Here is a 17341-nt window from a genome sequence, read left to right as displayed (position 1 = left end):
CGTGCCTTTCGTGCATTTCGCGCCTGTCGGGTTAGCCGGCCGATTCGGCAGCGAGCGCGCCGCTGGCTTCGGCCGCATGCGTCGCGTGCACGGAGCGCGCGCCGACTCGGTGATAACGACGGCCGTAGTAGATCAGCGCATCGCCTTCGCCGTGCGTATGCGCGGCTTTCACCGCGCAGAAGAACACCGTGTGCGTGCCGACTTCGGTGACCGATTCGATCTCGCAGTCGAGCGATGCGAGCGCGCCATGCAGGACCGGTGCGCCCGTCGCGAGGGTGTCCCATTGCGCGGCGGCGAAGCGTTCCGCTATCGGCAGCGTGCTGGTGGCGAAGTGGGCGGCGAGCGTCTGCTGTTCGGCGCTCAGCACGTTGACGCAGAGCTTGCCGTTCGCGCGGAACGCCGCGTTATTGCGGCTGCTGCGATTGATGCAGACGAGCAGCGTGGGCGGTTCGTCGGTTACGCCGCACACCGCGGATGCGGTGCAGCCGGCCAGACCCGCCGCGCCGTCGCTCGTGATGATGTTGACGGCGGCGCCGAAGCCCGCCATCGCGTCGCGGAAGGTGCCTCTGTCAAGCATGTGAGCCTCCGCGAAAGAATTGCCGCGCCGCCGCCTGGCAGCGCGGACGGCACGAAGTGAAGGCGTGCATGATGGCGTGATTGCTACGCATTGCCAGGAACCGGCGCAGCGGCACAAGTCGGCGAACGGAACTTCGCCGCCGTGTGGTTGGCAGGCAGACGTGCCTGCCCGAAGAGTTTCTCCCGCAAGGTGCCCTCGCGATACGCTCGCTTGTAAGCGCCGCGTTCCTGCAGAATCGGCACGACGTGTGCGATGAAATCCTCAAAGCATTCCGGCGCGACCGTACGCGATAGATTAAAACCATCCACGCCGGCTTCTTCGGTCCACGCGATCAGTTCGTTCGCTACCCGTTCGCCCGAGCCGACGAGCGGCGCCTGGCGGCTGCCCAGCACCATCTGTTCGAGCAGCTTGCGTTTGGTCCACTGCGGACCCGCCGCGCGCGTCATGGCTTCGACGTTCGACACGATGGCCTGGCTCTTGCCGGTTTCGATCGGCTCGTCGAGGTCGTAGCGTGCGAAGTCGATCCCGAGCGACGCCGCCGCGTGCACCAGCGCCGCCTCGGAGCTGACGTAACGCCGGTACTCCGCGTACTTCTCCTGCGCCTTGCTGTCCGTGCGTCCGGTGATGACGGTTTGCCCGAGCAGCACCTTGATGTCGTCGGCTTTGCGGCCGCCTGCAACGGCGTGCGCGCGAATATCGTCGACGATCGCCTGCACGGCCGGCCTCGCCTGGCCGTTGACGAACACGCACTCCGCGTGCGCCGCGGCGAACCGCTTGCCGCGCGCCGACGACCCCGCCTGATACAGCACCGGCGTACGCTGCGGCGACGGCTCGCTCAAATGCATGGCGTCCACCCGATACTGCTTGCCGTGATGATGGATCACATGGACTTTCGACGCGTCCGCATACACGCCCTGGACCTTGTCGCGCAACACCGCGCCGTCTTCCCAACTGCATTCCCACAGCTTGTAGACCAGTTCCATGTACTCGTCGGCGAGGTCGTAGCGGTCGTCGTGCGCCATCTGGCCGGTCAGGCCGATCGCGCGCGACGCGCTGTCCAGATAACCGGTGACGATGTTCCAGCCGACCCGGCCGCGCGTCAGATGATCGAGCGTGGACATGCGCCGCGCGAACAGATACGGCTGCTCGACCGTGAGATTTGACGTGACACCGAACGACAGATGACGCGTCACCGCGGCCATGGCGGGAATCAGCAGCGTCGGGTCGTTCACCGGCACCTGCACGGCGCCGCGAATCGCGGCGTCGGGGTTGCCGCCGTAGACGTCGTAGACGCCGGCGACATCGGCGAAAAAAATGCCGTCGAACAGGCCCGCCTCGAGCGTGCGGGCGTAGTCGGTCCAGTACTGCAGATCCGTATAGCGCGCGGACTGATCGCGCGGATGGGTCCACATGCCTTGCTGGATGTGGCCGACGCAGTTCATGTCAAAAGCGTTGAGAACGATTTCCTTCGGCATGGTGTCTTCCGGCTGGGTGGACGAATACTGACGGCTGACGTTCGAGCCGCGCACGCCCGTGCGGGTTATTGTCGAGATCGTTCGTTTAATATAGTGGACAAAAAATCACTATGCAAGACATTGCTTTCGGCCTTTAATAAGCGGCGAGGCGAGCGCGGACATCAGCGTCGACGCGCTTATCGCCTCGATATAATTTGCGGTGCCAATTTCCCACTCTCCAACGCGTCCATCTTTCCATGTCCGAATCCGCTGCCATCGATCTGACCCAGGCGATCTCCTTGCGCGTGAAGACCGAGCGCGAGGCGCGCAACTGGTCGCTGAGCGAACTGGCGGAGCGCTCGGGGGTGTCGAAGGCGATGATCAGCAAGATCGAACGAGGCGAGGCGAGTCCCACGGCGACGGTGCTCGGGCGTCTGTCAGGCGCATTTGGCCTGACCTTGTCGACTTTGCTGGCGCTCGCCGAGCAGACTGGCGAACGGCTCGTGCGGCATGCGCAGCAAGCGGTGTGGCAAGACCCGGAAACCGGCTACACGCGCCGGCGCATCTCGCCGCCCACGGGCGGCGTGCTGGAATTACTGGAGATCGAGTTGCCGCCGGGCGTGAAAGTGCCTTACCCGCCGGACGCGTTCGTGTTCCAGCATCAGCAGATCTGGGTGACGCTCGGGGTATTGACCTTCCGGGAAGGCCAGCAGGTCTATCGGCTGGAAGCGGGGGATTGTCTGCAACTCGGCGCGCCGCTCGAATGCGAGTTCTTCAACGCGGGAGTAGACGTGTGCCGTTACGTGGTCGGCCTCGTTCGACGCTAGGCGCATCCACCTGGGTTTCAATGAGCGCTTAATGAGTGCTTCATCAACGTTTCAGATACCAGGACCACAGGCAACGCCTCAAGCTCGCATGGAGCGACGGGCGGCGTTGCCTGTGGTCACCGGCAGCTCATCGGGTGAAAGCGGGCTTAACCTCCGCCGCCTTGGGTGCCGATCGTCAGCTTGTTGCTCACCGACTTCACGCCGGCCACACCTTTCGCCACTTCCTCTGCCTGCGGAATCTGCGCGCCGTCGGGCACTGAGCCGGTGAGCGTCACCGCGCCGCCGCGGGCCCGGACGAACACGTTCGACACGTCAAAACCCTGCGCCTTCGCTAGAGCCTTGCGCACTTGCAGACCCAGCGCGCGGTCCGTCTTCTTGACCGTTTTGGCACTGGGCGCCGCCATGTCGCCGGACGCCGCCATGGCGTCGCTCGCCTGCGCATAGGCACTGGCCGTCGTTGCCAAACACAATGCGATGCCGAGCGCCTTCAAAAGATTGACTGTTTTCACGTTTTCTCCATCCTCGAAAAGTTGATGTCGCTTCGTTGCATGCAAAAAACCACGCGCTTGCGAGCCGTTTTCGCTCACGAGGAGCACCCTGTCTTGTAGAAGAGTGATGCCGCGACGCTCCCGGCGCGCTTAAACAATACTCCAGCCGAAGCGCTCATGCTGGAAAAACTGCCCGGAGCGCCGCCTTGGCGGCCATTCCGGCAATCATGGCGACGGCTTGCGTTGCGCATGCGTGACGACGATGTTCCATATATCGGGTCGCCGATTTTGTCAGGGCGCGTCAATGCGCGCCCATGCGGCGACGCCTAGAACCATTGCGGCGCCATGCTGAGCGTGGTGTCGTCAAGGGTGCGCAACGTGGCAAGCATCAACGCGACGCGCGGCAGTTCCCAGCGGAAGAACCACTGACACGCATGCAGCTTGCCGCGATAGAAGTCCGCGTCTGCTTCGCTATGCGAAGCAGGTAGCGCGGCGCTTGCCACGATGGCCTGACGCAACCATGTCCACGCAATCACGATATGACCGAAGGCTTCCAGAAACGCATTCGCATTGGCGAGCGCGCGTTCGCTTTCATGGCTCAGCGTGGGCAGCAACGCCTCGACGGTGGCGGTCAGATCGGTCCATGCGTCGCCGAGCGCATCGGCATGCGCATGCAATGCCGGGTGTTCGCGCGACGTGTCAATCGTCTGCTGGATTTCGCGGGCCAGTTGGTTGAGCGCCGCGCCCTGTTTCATCGTTACCTTGCGGCCGAGCAGATCGATGGCCTGAATGCCGTGCGTGCCTTCGTGAATCATGTTCAGCCGGTTGTCGCGATAGAACTGCTCGACCGGATATTCACGCGTGTAGCCGTAGCCGCCGTGAATCTGGATGGCGAGACTATTCGCTTCGAGACACCATTGGGACGGCCACGATTTCACCACCGGCGTGAGCAGATCGAGCAGCAGGCCCGCTTCGGCGCGCGCGGTGTCGCTCTCACCGGTGTTCTGTTCGTCGACGAGACGCGCCGCGTACAGGCACAACGCATACGCGCCTTCCACATAGGCTTTTTGTGCGAGCAGCATGCGGCGCACGTCGGCGTGTTCGATCAGCGGCAATTGCGGGTCGAGAGGATTCTTGTTGTCGGGGCGGCGTCCTTGCGGCCGTTCGCGCGCGTAATCGAGCGACGCGAGATAGCCGCGGTAGCCCAGCATGACCGCGCCGAGACCGACGCCGATGCGCGCCTCGTTCATCATATGGAACATGTAGGCGAGGCCGTGATGCGGCTCGCCCACCAGTTCACCGATGCACTCGCCGTGCTCGCCGAACGAGAGCATGGTCGACGTCGTGCCGCGCCAGCCCATCTTGTGAATCAGTCCCGCGAGGGCGACGTCGTTGCGCGCGCCGAGGCTGCCGTCTTCGTTGACATGGAACTTCGGCACGGTGAAGAGCGAAATGCCCTTGACGCCCGGCGGCCCGCCGGGAATGCGCGCCAGCACCAGATGCACGATGTTCTCGCTCAACTCGTGGTCGCCGCCTGAAATGAAAATCTTGTTGCCGCGAATCGAATAGGTGCCGTCCGCATTGGGCGTGGCGCTCGTGACGAGATCGGAGAGGCTCGAACCTGCTTGCGGCTCCGTCAATGCCATGGTGCCGAACGCGCGTCCTTCGAAGAGCGCTTGCAGATACTTGCGCTTTTGCGTTTCGCTGCCGAAACGTTCGATCACGTTCGCATTCGCCGTGGTCAGCATGGCGTACGACGCGGTCGCAATGTTCGCACTCTTGAAGAGCGATAGGCACGCAAACGAAATCACCGACGGCAACTGCATGCCGCCCCATTCGTAGTCCTTGCCCGCGGCGAGAAAGCCGGTGGCGCGCATGGCGTCGAGCGCGTCCTTCACCTCGGCGGGCAGGGTGACGCGTTGACCGTCGAACTGCGGCTCGTGTTCGTCCGAGAGACGGTTGTGCGTCGCGAACTTTTCCACGGCGACCGTATGCGCGGTATCGAGCGCGGCGTCGAAGGTCTCGCGGCTGTGATCGGCGTGACGCGGGCGGCGTGTGAGCGTCTGCGCTTCGAGCACTTCGAACAACTGAAACTCGAGATCGCGTGAGTTGATGATCAGCGCATCTTGCATGAGAGAAGACCTGCGAAAAGTAAGCCGCTATGCGCAACAATGACGCAACGCAAGCATAAAAACGTCCACGAACATGTCGGCTCGGCGCGGCTGAAAAGCACGCTATTCGGGTAATTCCCGATGCTTCGCCACGCGGTGATGCGTGCCAGTCTACCTCTAAAGTGAATGACCGTGCTTTTATTTACAGGCCGAATTTCGGCACGTATGATGGGCGCAAAACACGGCATGCCGATCTGCATGGCAGAACAATTCTGGAGGAGCGACACAATGTCTGTAAAGGACCTGTTTCAACTGGACGGCAAGGTTGCACTCATTACCGGCGGCTCGCGCGGCCTCGGTCTGCAAATGGCCGAGGCGCTCGGCGAAATGGGCTGCCGCGTCGCCATCACCGCGCGCAAGGCCGACGAACTTGCCGAAGCGAAAACGCATCTGCAACAACTCGGTATCGAAGTGCAAACGGTGGTCAATGATCTGCAGCGCTTCGAAGGCATCCCCGGTCTCGTGGATGAAGTGCTGGGCCTGCACGGCCGCATCGATATTCTCGTCAACAACGCGGGCGCGACATGGGGCGCACCCGCCGAAGACTATCCCGACGAAGCGTGGCACAAGGTCATGAACCTGAACGTCAACGCGCCGTTCTTTCTCGCTCGCGAAGTCGGCAAGCGCAGCATGATCCCGCGGCGCGCCGGCAAGATCGTCAATATCGCTTCGGTGGCGGGCCTGAAGGGTTCGCCGCCGGGCATGAACACGATTGCGTACAACACGTCCAAGGCGGCCGCGATCAATTTCACGCGGGCGCTCGCCGCGGAGTGGGGCAAGTACAACATCAACGTCAACGCAATCTGCCCGGGCTTTTTTCCTTCGAAGATGACGATGGGTTTGCTCGATAAACTCGGAGAAACGATCGTCTCGCATACGCCATTGCAGCGTCTGGGCGGCGAAAAAGATCTCAAAGGTCCGATCGTGTTTCTCGCGAGCGAAGCGTCGCGCCACGTCACCGGCCAGGAGTTCGCGGTGGACGGCGGGGCGATCATCGTCTGAGCACGGCGCTGGTCCAACGCGGCGATGTGAACGAAGCGCGCGGCAGCAAGCCGACGCGCACCGACGGTAAAAAGCTGGAGACGCTGATGAACCAACGCCATTACCCGCATTGGCCGCCGCAATTGCCACTGCACTTGACGCTGCCCGAGACCAATCTCTTCTATAACGCCGAAGTCTCGGCGGCGCGCTATCCCCACAAGCCGTTCATCATCTTCTACGACACGCCGATCACGTTCGCCGAATTCAAGGACGAAGCCGAACGGATCGCGGGTTTTCTGCAACAGGCGTGTCACGTCAAGGCCGGCGACCGCGTGCTGCTGTACATGCAAAACAGTCCGCAATGGATCATCGCTTACTACGGCATCCTGCGGGCGAACGCGGTGGTGGTGCCGGTCAATCCGATGAACATGACCGCGGAACTGGCGCACTACGTCGAGGACAGCGGCGCGACCACGATCATCGCGCCGCAATGCCTGTTCGCGAACGTCGAGCCGCTGATCGGCAGCGGACCTGGAAAGGGCATCGAGCACGCAATCGTCGCGACGTATAGCGATTATCTGAAGAAAACCTCGCCGATTCCCGTGCCTGAATTCATCGCCGCGCCGCGCAAGACATTCGATCTTTCCGGCGTCACCTCATGGCAAGAAGTGATCGATCGACATATCGAGCCGGGGCCGCTCACGACCGGTCCCGACGATCTGTGCGTCATGCCTTACACGTCGGGCACCACCGGCAAGCCCAAAGGCTGCATGCACACGCACCGCAGCGTGATGAGCACGGCGCTCGGCGGCTGCGTCTGGTTCTCGTCGCCGCCGGACGGCGTTTATCTATCGGTCCTGCCGCTGTTTCACGTGACCGGCATGCAAGGCGGCATGAACAGCGCGGTCTTTTCCGGCACGACCATCGTGCTGTTGCCGCGCTGGGATCGAGAGGCCGCCGCGCTATGCATGCAGAAATATCGCGTCACCGCGTGGCAATCCATCTCGACGATGATGGTCGATTTCCTCTCGAACCCGAAGCTCGACGAATACGATCTGTCGAGTCTCACCGGCACGCGCGGCGGCGGCGCGGCAATGCCGGACGCGATCGCCCGCAAGCTGAAGGCGCTGACCGGACTCGACTATGTCGAAGGCTACGGCATGACGGAGACGATCGCCGGCACGCACATCAATCCGCCGCATCGTCCGAAGCCGCAGTGCCTGGGCATTCCCGTGTTCGATGTGGACTCACGCGTGATCGATCCGGTCTCGCTGGAGGAACTGCCGCAAGGCGAGACCGGCGAGATCGTCACTCATGCGCCGCAAGTCATGCAGGGCTACTGGGGCAATCCGAAGGCGACGGCGGAAGTGTTCATCGAACTCGACGGCAAGCGGTTTCTGCGCACCGGCGATCTCGGCCATATCGACGAAGACGGTTATTTCTTCATGACCGACCGTCTCAAACGTATGATCAACGCGTCCGGTTATAAGGTGTGGCCGGCCGAAGTCGAGGCGCTGATGTACCGGCATCCGGCGATTCACGAAGTCTGCGTGATCGGCGTGAAGGACGAGAAGCGAGGCGAGACCGTGAAGGCGCTGGTGGTGCCCGACGCGGCGCATGCGGGCACAATTACTGCGCAGGAGATCATCGACTGGGCGCATGAGCAGATGGCCGCATATAAGGCCCCGCGCATCGTCGAGTTCGTGGCGTCGCTGCCGAAGTCGGGCAGCGGCAAGATCTTGTGGCGCAAATTGCAGGAAGAGGATGCGGCGCACGTGGCTGGCTCGCGAGACTCGTCTGCTTGATGCAACAGTCGCTCGCGGCGCTGAAATGACTCTTTTGACGGTTTGCCTGTAAGCTTTGAGCGCGAGTCGGGACTGAGTGTCGTGCACGGCTCGCGGTGGTGCCCAGAAGACTCACAGACAAGCCTGGATGCGCTTGAATGCTTTTGCCAACTTGAGAGAGGGGAATTGAAGATGAAGAGCTTCGCCATTAAACAGATCATGCTCGGCCTCGCCGTCACCGCCATGGTCGCCGGCACCATTCCGCTCGCCGCGGCTCAAGGCGCCAGCGACGCTGCCATGTCGGCCGCGCCCGCCGCGGCGAGCAGTGCAAAACCCACCAAAGCGGAGCGTAAAGAGGCGCGCAAGCAAGCCCGCGCCAAGAAGAATGCAGAGTTGAAGAAGCTCGAAGACGCTGGCTATCAGCCGGCTCAGAACGACCCGAACTATCCGGACAAACTGCAGAAGGCGCAGAAGAAGGCCGGCGTCGGAACAGGCGCGAGCCAGTAATCGCCCAGGCAGCCGCGCGGCGAGACTGAACGTCGCGCGGCTGCCGGTAAGGATCGCGTGCGCGAGCCAGGCGACGCGACTCAGCCCGCTTCAGCCGCCTCTACTCAATTACCCACTTAAGACCCACTCAGCGCGCGCCGAGCGTTTCGACCAGCATGTCGACGAACGCCTTGACCCGCGCCGTCATCTGTAACTGCTGCGGGTACACTGCATAGATATCCGCACCGGGGGTGCGATAGTCGGGCAAGACCTGGACGAGCCGGCCATCGGCGAGATACTCCGCAATATCCCATTCGGCGCGCATCAGAATGCCTTGGCCGTCCAGCGCCCACTTCACCGCGATTTCGCCGTCGTTGGTGGTCAGGTTGCCGCGCACACGGACCGTTTCGGTCTTTTCCGTGGCGCCGCGTCCGCTGGTCAGACGCCAGACGCCGTAAGCGTCGCCGCCCTGGCGAATGCCGATGCAATTGTGCTGCGCCAACTCCGCCGGACCGCGCGGCGCCCGCCGCTCGGCAAGATAGCGCGGCGAGGCGCACAGCAGCCGCCGGTTCGACGCGACCCGGCGCGCGATCACGCGGGTATCCGGCGGCTCGCCGAAACGCACGCATACGTCGAAGGCATCGTCGCTGAGCGGCGGCGGATCGACCGAAAGCTGCAACTGCACATCCACGTCTGGAAAGCGCCGCACGAACCGCGAGATCAGCGGCGCCACGTGGCTGCGTCCGAAACCGAGCGTCGCATTCACGCGCAGCAGGCCTTTCGGCGCCGCTTGCGAGCCGCCGAGCAACTGCGCGAGGTCGTCCATCTCGCTCAGAATGCGCCGCGCGCGCGTCAGATACAGCTCGCCCTCCGGCGTGAGGCTCATGCGCCGCGTCGTGCGGTTGACGAGCGAGACGGCCGCCCGGGATTCCATTTGCGCCAGATGCTTGCTCACGGCCGCCGTGCTCAGTCCGAGTTCCCGCGCGGCCGCCGTGAGACTGCCGCTTGCGGCGAGCGTGGAGAAGAAGGCGAGATCATCCGGCTGGATCGACGAGGTCATGAAGCGGCCTATTGTTAACCTGAAGTTAAGGATGCTTTGAGTCTAGCAGCGTTTTTCCAGGCAGTGGCCGTTCTACGATGCATCCCATGCTTTCAACATCATGGAGACGCCCAATGAAGACCTACCGCATCGCAACCATTCCCGGCGACGGCATCGGCAAGGAAGTCGTACCGGCCGGCCGGCGCGTTCTGGAAGCCATCGCCGCGCGCAGCGACGCCTTCGGTTTCGACTTCGAGAATTTCGACTGGGGCGGCGACTACTACCGCGAGCATGGCGTGATGATGCCGGCCGACGGTCTCGATGCGATTCGTCACAAGGACGCAATTCTGTTCGGCTCGGCGGGCGACCCGGATATTCCCGATCACGTGACGCTGTGGGGTTTGCGCCTGAAAATCTGCCAGGGCTTCGATCAGTACGCGAACGTGCGCCCCACGCGCATCCTGCCCGGCATCGACGCGCCGTTGAAGCGCTGCGGGCCGAAGGACCTCGACTGGGTGATCGTGCGTGAGAACTCGGAAGGCGAATATGCCGGCGTGGGCGGGCGCGCGCATCAGGGCCACCCGATCGAAGTCGCCACCGATGTCTCGATGATGACCCGCGCGGGCGTCGAACGCATTCTGCGTTTCGCGTTCCGGCTCGCGCAATCGCGGCCCCGCAAGCTGTTGACGGTGATCACCAAGAGCAACGCGCAACGTCATGCCATGGTCATGTGGGACGAGATCGCCGTGCAGGTCTCGAAGGAGTTTCCGGACGTGCGCTGGGACAAGGAACTGGTCGACGCCGCCACCGCGCGCATGGTCAACCGGCCGGCCACGCTCGACACGATCGTCGCCACCAACCTGCACGCGGATATTCTCAGCGATCTGGCCGCGGCGCTGGCCGGCAGCCTCGGCATCGCGCCGACCGCGAATCTCGACCCCGAGCGCCGCTATCCGTCCATGTTCGAGCCGATTCACGGTTCCGCATTCGACATCATGGGCAAGGGCCTCGCGAATCCGGTCGGCACCTTCTGGTCGGTGGTGATGATGCTGGAGCATCTCGGCGAGCACGCTGCCGCGCGGCAATTGATGGCGGCAATCGAGCGCGTCACGGCGGACCCGTCGCTGCATACGGGCGACCTGGGCGGCACGGCCACGACCGTGCAGGTGACCGATGCCGTGTGCGCGATCCTGGAGGCGCAGTCGCCGATCAATGCGTCTACCGCTGCACCGATCGAACCGGCAGCGAGCGTCAAGGCCGCCTGAAGCCGCCACGCGCAAAAAGTCGCACAAAACGATAACGCCCGGACGAACCCGTCACGGGCGATCTCACTGCATCGCGCAGAGATTGAGTGGAGACAGGTATGAACAATGAACTGCAGGCCCGAGTGGTGCGCAAGCTGACCTGGCGCATCCTGCCTTTTGTGATGCTGCTTTACTTTGTCAGCTTTCTCGACCGGGTGAACGTCGGCTTTGCGGCCATCACCATGAACAAGGATCTCGGCCTCACGCCGACCATGTTCGGGCTCGGCGGCGGCATTTTCTTCCTCGGCTATTTTCTGTTCGAGGTGCCGTCGAATCTCATCCTCAACAAGGTCGGCGCGCGCATCTGGATCGCACGCGTCATGGTGACGTGGGGGCTGGTATCGGCGGCCTCGGCATTCGTGGCGGGGCCGACTTCGTTCTATACGCTGCGTTTTCTGCTCGGCGTGGCCGAAGCCGGATTTTTCCCCGGCATCATCCTTTATCTGAGCCAGTGGTTTCCCACCCGCCAGCGCGCCGTCGCCGCCGCCGCGTTCATGGCGGCCGCGCCGCTCTCGACGGCCATCGGCTCGCCGATTTCCGGCGCGATCATGCAGATGCCCGCGTTGTTCGGCCTGAAGGACTGGCAGTGGCTTTTCATCATCGAAGCGATTCCCGCCGTGCTGCTCGGCTTCGTGGTATTGAAAGCGCTCACCGATTCCCCCGACAAAGCCAAATGGCTTGCCGCCGATGAAAAAGCGTGGCTCATCGCCACCTTGCGCGAAGAACGGATGGGACGCGAATCGCAGGCGGGCCATGCCGCCGGGGCGCTCGCCGCACTGCGCGATTCGCGCGTATGGATCATGTCGATGATCTATTTCGGCACCTCCGCGGGACTCTACACGCTCGGCTTGTGGGCGCCGCTCATCATTCGCCAGTTCGGCTTCAGCGCGCTCGGCACAGGCGCATTGAATGCGATTCCGAGCGTGCTGGCGGTGCTCGGCATGGTGGTGTGGGCGCGTCATTCGGACCGCCGCGGCGAGCGCACCTGGCACGTGGTGATTCCTTGCGTGGCGGCCGCCATCGGGCTCGGCTGGGCCGGCCTCGCGGATACGGCGGTGGGCGTCGTGCTGGCGCTGGTCGTGGTCAACGTCGGCATCAGCGCGGCAAAGGCGCCGCTGTGGGCAATGCCGAGCACGTTTCTCTCGGGCGCGGGGGCCGCTGCCGGCATCGCCATGATCAATTCGATCGGCAATCTGGGCGGCTTCGTCGGACCGTTCGCGATCGGCTGGCTCAAAAGCGTGACGGGCGGGTATGCCGCCGGGCTTTACGTGGTGGCGGCGAGTCTCGCGGTTTCGGCCCTGCTCACGTTGGCGGTCGGTCGGCGCGGGTATCGGGCCGCGCACGCGGCGCAATGATCCAGCCCGCTCGAATGGTGATGAGAAGCGTAGTGGTTCTCGCTCACGACGCGCTTTAGGGCTTTGACCTTTTGCGTATCTGAATCGATTACGCTTCGATGCTGTGGACTCGATAGGCGGGCACAGCACCATGGCATCCAGACGCGAAGTCAAACGATACAAAGCCAATCTCTCCGATGAGCTGCACAGCGCCGCGCTGTACGAAACGCTCGCGAAAGTCGAGAAAGACGGCACACGCAAGCAGGTCTACAGCGACCTCGCGAGATCCGAACGCGATCATGCGCAAGTCTGGGCCGACAAGCTAAGGGCCAACGGGCTCGATCCGAAGGGCACCGGCCAGGCCGTCAAAACACGTTTGATGAAAGGTCTGGTCCGCATGTTCGGCGCGGGCTTCGTGCTGCCCACGCTGGCGGCCGCGGAATACGCCGACCGCAACAAATACCAGGGGCAGCCGGACGCGGGCCGCATGTCGGCCGACGAACATCATCACGCCGCGATGGTGCAGGCGCTGGCTCATGGCGGCGGCGATGCGAGCCTGTCGCCGGGCGCGCGAATTACCGCGGCCGAGTCGTGGCACAAGGGCGCGGGAGCGGGCAACGACTTGCGCGCCGCCGTGCTCGGCGCCAACGACGGCCTCGTTTCGAACTTCTGCCTGATCATGGGCGTGGCCGGCGCGGGAACCGGCAACAAGGCGATTCTGTTGACGGGACTGGCGGGGCTCATCGCCGGCGCGTGTTCGATGGCGCTCGGCGAATGGCTCTCGGTGACCAATGCGCGCGAGCTGGCCAGCACGCAGATCGCGAAAGAGGCGCAGGAGCTCGAAGAATCGCCGGAAGCCGAAGAGCACGAACTTGCGCTGATCTATCGCGCCAAAGGTCTCGACGCGGGCGAGGCCAAACGGGTCGCCTCGCAAATGATGCGCGACAAAGGCAAGGCGCTCGACACGCTGACTCGCGAAGAACTCGGACTCGATCCGGCGGAGTTGGGCGGCAATCCATGGTCGGCGGCGGGCGTGTCGTTCTGCCTGTTCTCCGTGGGCGCGATTTTTCCGGTGGTGCCGTTTCTGTGGACGCAGGGGTATAACGCGGTCGTGCAGTGCGTACTGCTGAGCATGCTGGCGCTCGCGTCGATCGGCGTGTTCACGTCGCTGTTCAACGGACGCAGTGCGGGGTTCTCCGCGTTCCGGCAGGTCGTGATCGGGCTGATCGCGGCGGCTTTCACGTTTGGGGTGGGGCGATTGCTGGGGGTGTCGGTGTCGTGAGCGCTACGCTGGCGAGCGCAACTCGCCGTTGGATGGCAGGAACAACGGTTTTTTGGGCCCAGGTTTGCGGTGCGTGCGCTTGCTGCGTTGCGGCATCAGGGCCTGCAGACCTCCACGGGCAGCGTTTATCTGCGTCGCATCGCCTCCACTTGCTCTAACGCGACACGCGTCGAAGCGCCCCTCGACACCCTCCAAACCCTTGCCCCACAAGGTTCCGCACCACGCTGGCCAGCGTGCCCAAAAAGCGGGTGTCGTATTTACACATGTGGTTGTCGCAAATAGTCGGCTAGCGATACTTTTTTCTGGCAACTATGTATGCACAGCGCGGACGGGCATTTGTCACCGCAGAAACCATCTTGCATGGGGCCGAAGTAAGCGCTTTTAGCTGTCGTCGTGCTAAAGCGCTAACTCCGGTCGACAGCGTTGCATGGGACCGAAGTAAGCGCTAAAGCCCTAACTCCGGTCGACATAGGAGAGTATTCAATGAATTCCCCCAAGGTCGTGGTCGAAGGGTTGTGCAAGGTGTTCGGCACCAACCCGAAACAGGCGATCGGCATGCTGGCAGGCGGCGCGACGAAAGAGGAAGTGTTCGCGCGCACCGGTCAGATTGTCGGCGTCCACAACGTATCTTTCGAAGTCAAGGAAGGCGAGATCTTCGTGCTGATGGGCCTGTCCGGCTCAGGCAAGTCGACGCTGATCCGCCTGATCAATCGCCTCGTCGAGCCGACGGCCGGCAAGGTGCTGATCGACGGCCGCGACGTGGCCAGCGTGCCGCGCTCCGAGCTGACGGCGCTGCGCCGCAAGGACATGAGCATGGTGTTCCAGTCCTTCGCGCTGATGCCGCAGCGCACCGTGCTGTCCAACGCGGCGTTCGGGCTCGAAGTGGCGGGCGTGGGCCGCAAGGAGCGCGAAAAGCGCGCGATGACCGTGCTCGAACAGGTCGGCCTCGCGCCGTTCGCGCAGAAGCTGCCCGCGCAACTCTCCGGCGGCATGCAGCAGCGCGTGGGTCTCGCGCGGGCGCTGGCGGTCAATCCGTCGCTGATGATCATGGACGAGGCGTTCTCCGCGCTCGATCCGCTCAAGCGCAAGGAAATGCAGAACGTGCTGCTCGATCTGCAACGCGAACAGCAACGCACCATCCTGTTCGTGTCGCACGATCTGGAAGAGGCGATGCGCATCGGCACACGCATCGCGATCATGGAAGGCGGGCGCGTAGTGCAAGTCGGCACGCCGCAGCAGATCATCACCAATCCCGCCGACGATTACGTGCGCGCCTTCTTCGAAGGCATCGACACCAGCCGCTATCTGACCGCCGGCGATCTGATGCAGACCGACGCCGTGCCGCTCATGCAGCACTCGCCGCAGATCGACGCGTCGAGCGTGGCCGCCACGCTCAACGGCAGCGCCGACTACGCGTTCGTGCTGGACAGCGAACGCAAGATTCGCGGCTTCGTATGCCGCGATGCGATGGGCAGCGCCTCGCCGCAGCTCAACCAGATCGAATGCATCCGCCGCACCACTCCGCTCGACGATGTGGTCGAACTCGTGGTGGCGAGCCGCGCGCCGCTGCCGGTTGTCGAAGCCGACGGTTCTTACTGTGGTTCGGTCAACAAGACGAACGTGCTGAACGTTCTCACGCGCCATCGGAGTTCCCATGTCTGAAGTCATTCCACTTGGCGCCTGGGTCGATCACGGCGTTCACTACCTGCTCGACCACGACGCAAAAACTTTCGATTCGATCGGCAAGGTGATCGAGAGCTTTGCCGCGGTGATCGAACACGGCTTGCAAGCAGTGCCGATGTGGGCGCTGATGGCGTTTTTCGTCGGCATTGGCCTGTGGCGGGTGGGCTGGCGTTTCGCGCTGTTCACGCTGCTCGCCATGCTGCTGATCTACGGCACCGGGTTCTGGGATCAGATGGTGATCACGCTCGGCCTGACTTTGTCGTCCACCTTGATCAGTCTGCTGCTCGGCGTGCCGCTCGGCATCTGGACCGCCAAGAGCCGCACCGTCGAGATGATCGTGCGGCCCGTGCTCGACCTGATGCAGACCATGCCGGCCTTCGTCTACCTGATTCCGGCCGCGATGCTGTTCGGCCTCGGCCGCGTGCCGGGGATCCTCTCCACGGTGATTTTCGCCATGCCGCCGGCGGTGCGTCTCACGTCGCTCGGCATCAAGCATGTGAACCGCGAGATCGTCGAAGCGGGGCAGGCGTTCGGCTGCACGCCGTTGCAACTGCTCTACAAGGTGCAGTTTCCGAATGCGCTGCCGTCCATCATGACCGGCGTCAACCAGACCATCATGATGGCGCTCTCCATGGTGATCATCGCGTCGATGGTGGGCGCGGGCGGTCTCGGCAACGACGTGCTGGCCAGTATTCAGCGGCTCGACATCGGGCTCGGCTTTGAAAGCGGACTCTCGGTGGTGATGCTCGCGATCATTCTGGACCGCATCACGGAAAGCTTCGGCCGTTCGCCGGGCACGGCGCGCGCGCCGCTGCTGTCGGGCCTGCGTAGCGTCATGAAAGTGCGCCGCGAGCCGGCCGCGCAACACGGCTGAGCCGCCTATGAAGCGCGACGCGCTCACGCCTGTCGAGCCCGAGGCCAATTCGCCGCTGTCCGGCCTCGCGCACGTCGGCTTTCTGACGCTGCCGAACTTTTCGATGATCGCGTTCACCAGCGCGGTCGAGGTGCTGCGCATGGCCAACTACGTGGGCCGCGCGCAGCACTACCGGTGGTCGGTGATCACGCCGGACGGCGAGCCGGCGCGAGCGAGCAACGGCATCACCGTGAAGCCCACCACGACGCTCGCCGAAGCCGGCATGCCGGATGTGCTGATCGTCTGCGCCGGCTGGCATGTGCGCGATTACGTGGACGACACGGTGATCGCGCTGCTGCGCGACGTCGCGGAAAAGGGCATACCGCTCGGCGGCATTTGCACGGGACCGTATGCGTTGCTGGCCGCGGGCCTGCTCGACGGCTATCGCTGCACCGTGCACTGGGAAGACATGTCGCCGTTGCACAAGAGCTATCCGCACGTGCGATTCGCCGACGAACTGTTCGTGATCGACCGCGATCGCATGACGTGCACCGGCGGCACCGCGCCGCTCGACCTGATGCTGAAACTGGTGGGCATGCGGCTGGGTCAGGCGGTGGCCGCGCAGGTGTCCGAGCAGTTCATCGTCGAGCGGATTCGCGGCTCGACCGACTATCAGCATATTCCCGTCGACGCACGAGTCGGGTTTTCGCGCGCGGAACTTGTCGAGGTGGTGCGGCTGATGGAAGCGAATATCGAGGAGCCGTTATCGCTCGATGAACTCGCGCGGCTCGTGCATCTGTCGCAGCGGCATTTGCAGCGCATGTTCAAGATGTTCCTGAGCGTGTCGCCCACGCACTATTACCTGACGCTGCGGTTGCGGCGCGCGCGTGAGTTGCTGCGCAATACGGATGCGTCGATTGCGCGCGTGACGAGCGTGTGCGGCTTTCATTCGGCGTGTCATTTCAGCAAGGCGTATCGCGCGCAGTTCGGGCACGCGCCGAGCGTCGAGCGGCGTTTGTCCGCTTAGCACCCGAGTCATGATTGGCGTAAAACAATCCGCTTCATCCAATCCAGTCGA

General features: G+C 63.5%; 15 protein-coding genes. 10 read left to right on the top strand and 5 right to left on the bottom strand.

Going from position 1 to position 17341, the window contains the following annotated elements; genetic code table 11:
• Positions 1–31 precede the first annotated feature (31 nt).
• Both B0G81_RS11995 and B0G81_RS11990 read right to left on the bottom strand, forming a co-directional pair.
• On the bottom strand, positions 32–577 hold the full coding sequence (locus B0G81_RS11995; protein WP_134135611.1) for a flavin reductase: 546 nt from the start codon (positions 575–577) through the stop codon (positions 32–34).
• Between the two features lie 83 nt (positions 578–660).
• Positions 661–2052 (bottom strand): LLM class flavin-dependent oxidoreductase, encoded by a 1392-nt coding sequence (locus B0G81_RS11990; protein ID WP_134135609.1) that lies wholly within the window; start codon positions 2050–2052, stop codon positions 661–663.
• A 236-nt stretch (positions 2053–2288) separates the two neighbouring features.
• Here B0G81_RS11990 and B0G81_RS11985 point away from each other — a divergent pair, with 236 nt between their 5' ends.
• On the top strand, positions 2289–2858 hold the full coding sequence (locus B0G81_RS11985; RefSeq protein ID WP_134135607.1) for an XRE family transcriptional regulator: 570 nt from the start codon (positions 2289–2291) through the stop codon (positions 2856–2858).
• Positions 2859–3004: 146 nt separating this feature from the next.
• Here B0G81_RS11985 and B0G81_RS11980 read toward each other — a convergent pair whose 3' ends face one another.
• Positions 3005–3367 carry a BON domain-containing protein gene (locus B0G81_RS11980; protein WP_106280925.1) on the bottom strand — a complete coding sequence of 121 codons (363 nt, stop codon included), beginning with the start codon at positions 3365–3367 and terminating at the stop codon, positions 3005–3007.
• 305 nt (positions 3368–3672) lie between these two features.
• The gene (locus B0G81_RS11975; RefSeq protein ID WP_134135604.1) at positions 3673–5478 is read right to left on the bottom strand and encodes an acyl-CoA dehydrogenase; all 1806 of its coding nucleotides are present in this window, start codon (positions 5476–5478) and stop codon (positions 3673–3675) included.
• A 267-nt stretch (positions 5479–5745) separates the two neighbouring features.
• Here B0G81_RS11975 and B0G81_RS11970 point away from each other — a divergent pair, with 267 nt between their 5' ends.
• The 3 genes from B0G81_RS11970 to B0G81_RS11960 all read left to right on the top strand — a co-directional run bounded on the left by B0G81_RS11970 (position 5746) and on the right by B0G81_RS11960 (position 8789).
• Positions 5746–6519 carry an SDR family oxidoreductase gene (locus B0G81_RS11970; protein WP_134135600.1) on the top strand — a complete coding sequence of 258 codons (774 nt, stop codon included), beginning with the start codon at positions 5746–5748 and terminating at the stop codon, positions 6517–6519.
• 86 nt (positions 6520–6605) lie between these two features.
• A complete protein-coding gene (locus B0G81_RS11965) occupies positions 6606–8303 on the top strand; it encodes a long-chain fatty acid--CoA ligase (protein WP_134135596.1) in 1698 nt (565 codons plus the stop codon).
• A gap of 171 nt (positions 8304–8474) precedes the next feature.
• Complete coding sequence (locus B0G81_RS11960) at positions 8475–8789, top strand: hypothetical protein (RefSeq protein ID WP_106280876.1); 315 nt, start codon at positions 8475–8477, stop codon at positions 8787–8789.
• 127 nt (positions 8790–8916) lie between these two features.
• Here B0G81_RS11960 and B0G81_RS11955 read toward each other — a convergent pair whose 3' ends face one another.
• Positions 8917–9828, bottom strand: a complete 912-nt coding sequence (locus tag B0G81_RS11955; RefSeq protein WP_134135593.1) for a LysR family transcriptional regulator — start codon at positions 9826–9828, stop codon at positions 8917–8919.
• A gap of 113 nt (positions 9829–9941) precedes the next feature.
• On the opposite strand from B0G81_RS11955, the gene B0G81_RS11950 reads away from it, so the two are divergent.
• From B0G81_RS11950 to B0G81_RS11925, 6 genes are all read left to right on the top strand, one after another.
• The gene (locus tag B0G81_RS11950) at positions 9942–11072 is read left to right on the top strand and encodes a tartrate dehydrogenase (RefSeq protein WP_134135590.1); all 1131 of its coding nucleotides are present in this window, start codon (positions 9942–9944) and stop codon (positions 11070–11072) included.
• Between the two features lie 98 nt (positions 11073–11170).
• Complete coding sequence (locus B0G81_RS11945; protein WP_134135586.1) at positions 11171–12466, top strand: MFS transporter; 1296 nt, start codon at positions 11171–11173, stop codon at positions 12464–12466.
• A gap of 130 nt (positions 12467–12596) precedes the next feature.
• Positions 12597–13727, top strand: a complete 1131-nt coding sequence (locus tag B0G81_RS11940) for a VIT1/CCC1 transporter family protein (RefSeq protein ID WP_134135582.1) — start codon at positions 12597–12599, stop codon at positions 13725–13727.
• A 483-nt stretch (positions 13728–14210) separates the two neighbouring features.
• The gene (locus tag B0G81_RS11935) at positions 14211–15389 is read left to right on the top strand and encodes a glycine betaine/L-proline ABC transporter ATP-binding protein (protein ID WP_106280867.1); all 1179 of its coding nucleotides are present in this window, start codon (positions 14211–14213) and stop codon (positions 15387–15389) included.
• Positions 15382–16284 (top strand): choline ABC transporter permease subunit, encoded by a 903-nt coding sequence (gene choW / locus B0G81_RS11930; protein ID WP_106280865.1) that lies wholly within the window; start codon positions 15382–15384, stop codon positions 16282–16284. The genes B0G81_RS11935 and choW overlap by 8 nt, the downstream gene beginning before the upstream one ends.
• Before the next feature lie 7 nt (positions 16285–16291).
• Complete coding sequence (locus tag B0G81_RS11925; RefSeq protein ID WP_134135578.1) at positions 16292–17290, top strand: GlxA family transcriptional regulator; 999 nt, start codon at positions 16292–16294, stop codon at positions 17288–17290.
• The last annotated feature ends 51 nt before the right edge of the window (positions 17291–17341 follow it).

It is taken from the genome of Paraburkholderia sp. BL6665CI2N2, from assembly GCF_004366535.1.
Lineage (GTDB): Bacteria > Pseudomonadota > Gammaproteobacteria > Burkholderiales > Burkholderiaceae > Paraburkholderia.
This window is presented reverse-complemented; position numbering and strand designations above follow the sequence as displayed.

Bases quoted from the DNA above. Each gene is read 5' to 3' on its own strand.
- B0G81_RS11925 (WP_134135578.1), top strand. From the start codon at position 16,292: ATGAAGCGCGACGCGCTCACGCCTGTCGAGCCCGAGGCCAATTCGCCG.
- B0G81_RS11950 (WP_134135590.1), top strand. From the start codon at position 9,942: ATGAAGACCTACCGCATCGCAACCATTCCCGGCGACGGCATCGGCAAG.
- choW (WP_106280865.1), top strand. From the start codon at position 15,382: ATGTCTGAAGTCATTCCACTTGGCGCCTGGGTCGATCACGGCGTTCAC.
- B0G81_RS11995 (WP_134135611.1), bottom strand. From the start codon at position 577: ATGCTTGACAGAGGCACCTTCCGCGACGCGATGGCGGGCTTCGGCGCC.
- B0G81_RS11940 (WP_134135582.1), top strand. From the start codon at position 12,597: ATGGCATCCAGACGCGAAGTCAAACGATACAAAGCCAATCTCTCCGAT.
- B0G81_RS11955 (WP_134135593.1), bottom strand. From the start codon at position 9,828: ATGACCTCGTCGATCCAGCCGGATGATCTCGCCTTCTTCTCCACGCTC.
- B0G81_RS11970 (WP_134135600.1), top strand. From the start codon at position 5,746: ATGTCTGTAAAGGACCTGTTTCAACTGGACGGCAAGGTTGCACTCATT.
- B0G81_RS11975 (WP_134135604.1), bottom strand. From the start codon at position 5,478: ATGCAAGATGCGCTGATCATCAACTCACGCGATCTCGAGTTTCAGTTG.
- B0G81_RS11985 (WP_134135607.1), top strand. From the start codon at position 2,289: ATGTCCGAATCCGCTGCCATCGATCTGACCCAGGCGATCTCCTTGCGC.
- B0G81_RS11960 (WP_106280876.1), top strand. From the start codon at position 8,475: ATGAAGAGCTTCGCCATTAAACAGATCATGCTCGGCCTCGCCGTCACC.
- B0G81_RS11990 (WP_134135609.1), bottom strand. From the start codon at position 2,052: ATGCCGAAGGAAATCGTTCTCAACGCTTTTGACATGAACTGCGTCGGC.
- B0G81_RS11965 (WP_134135596.1), top strand. From the start codon at position 6,606: ATGAACCAACGCCATTACCCGCATTGGCCGCCGCAATTGCCACTGCAC.
- B0G81_RS11935 (WP_106280867.1), top strand. From the start codon at position 14,211: ATGAATTCCCCCAAGGTCGTGGTCGAAGGGTTGTGCAAGGTGTTCGGC.
- B0G81_RS11945 (WP_134135586.1), top strand. From the start codon at position 11,171: ATGAACAATGAACTGCAGGCCCGAGTGGTGCGCAAGCTGACCTGGCGC.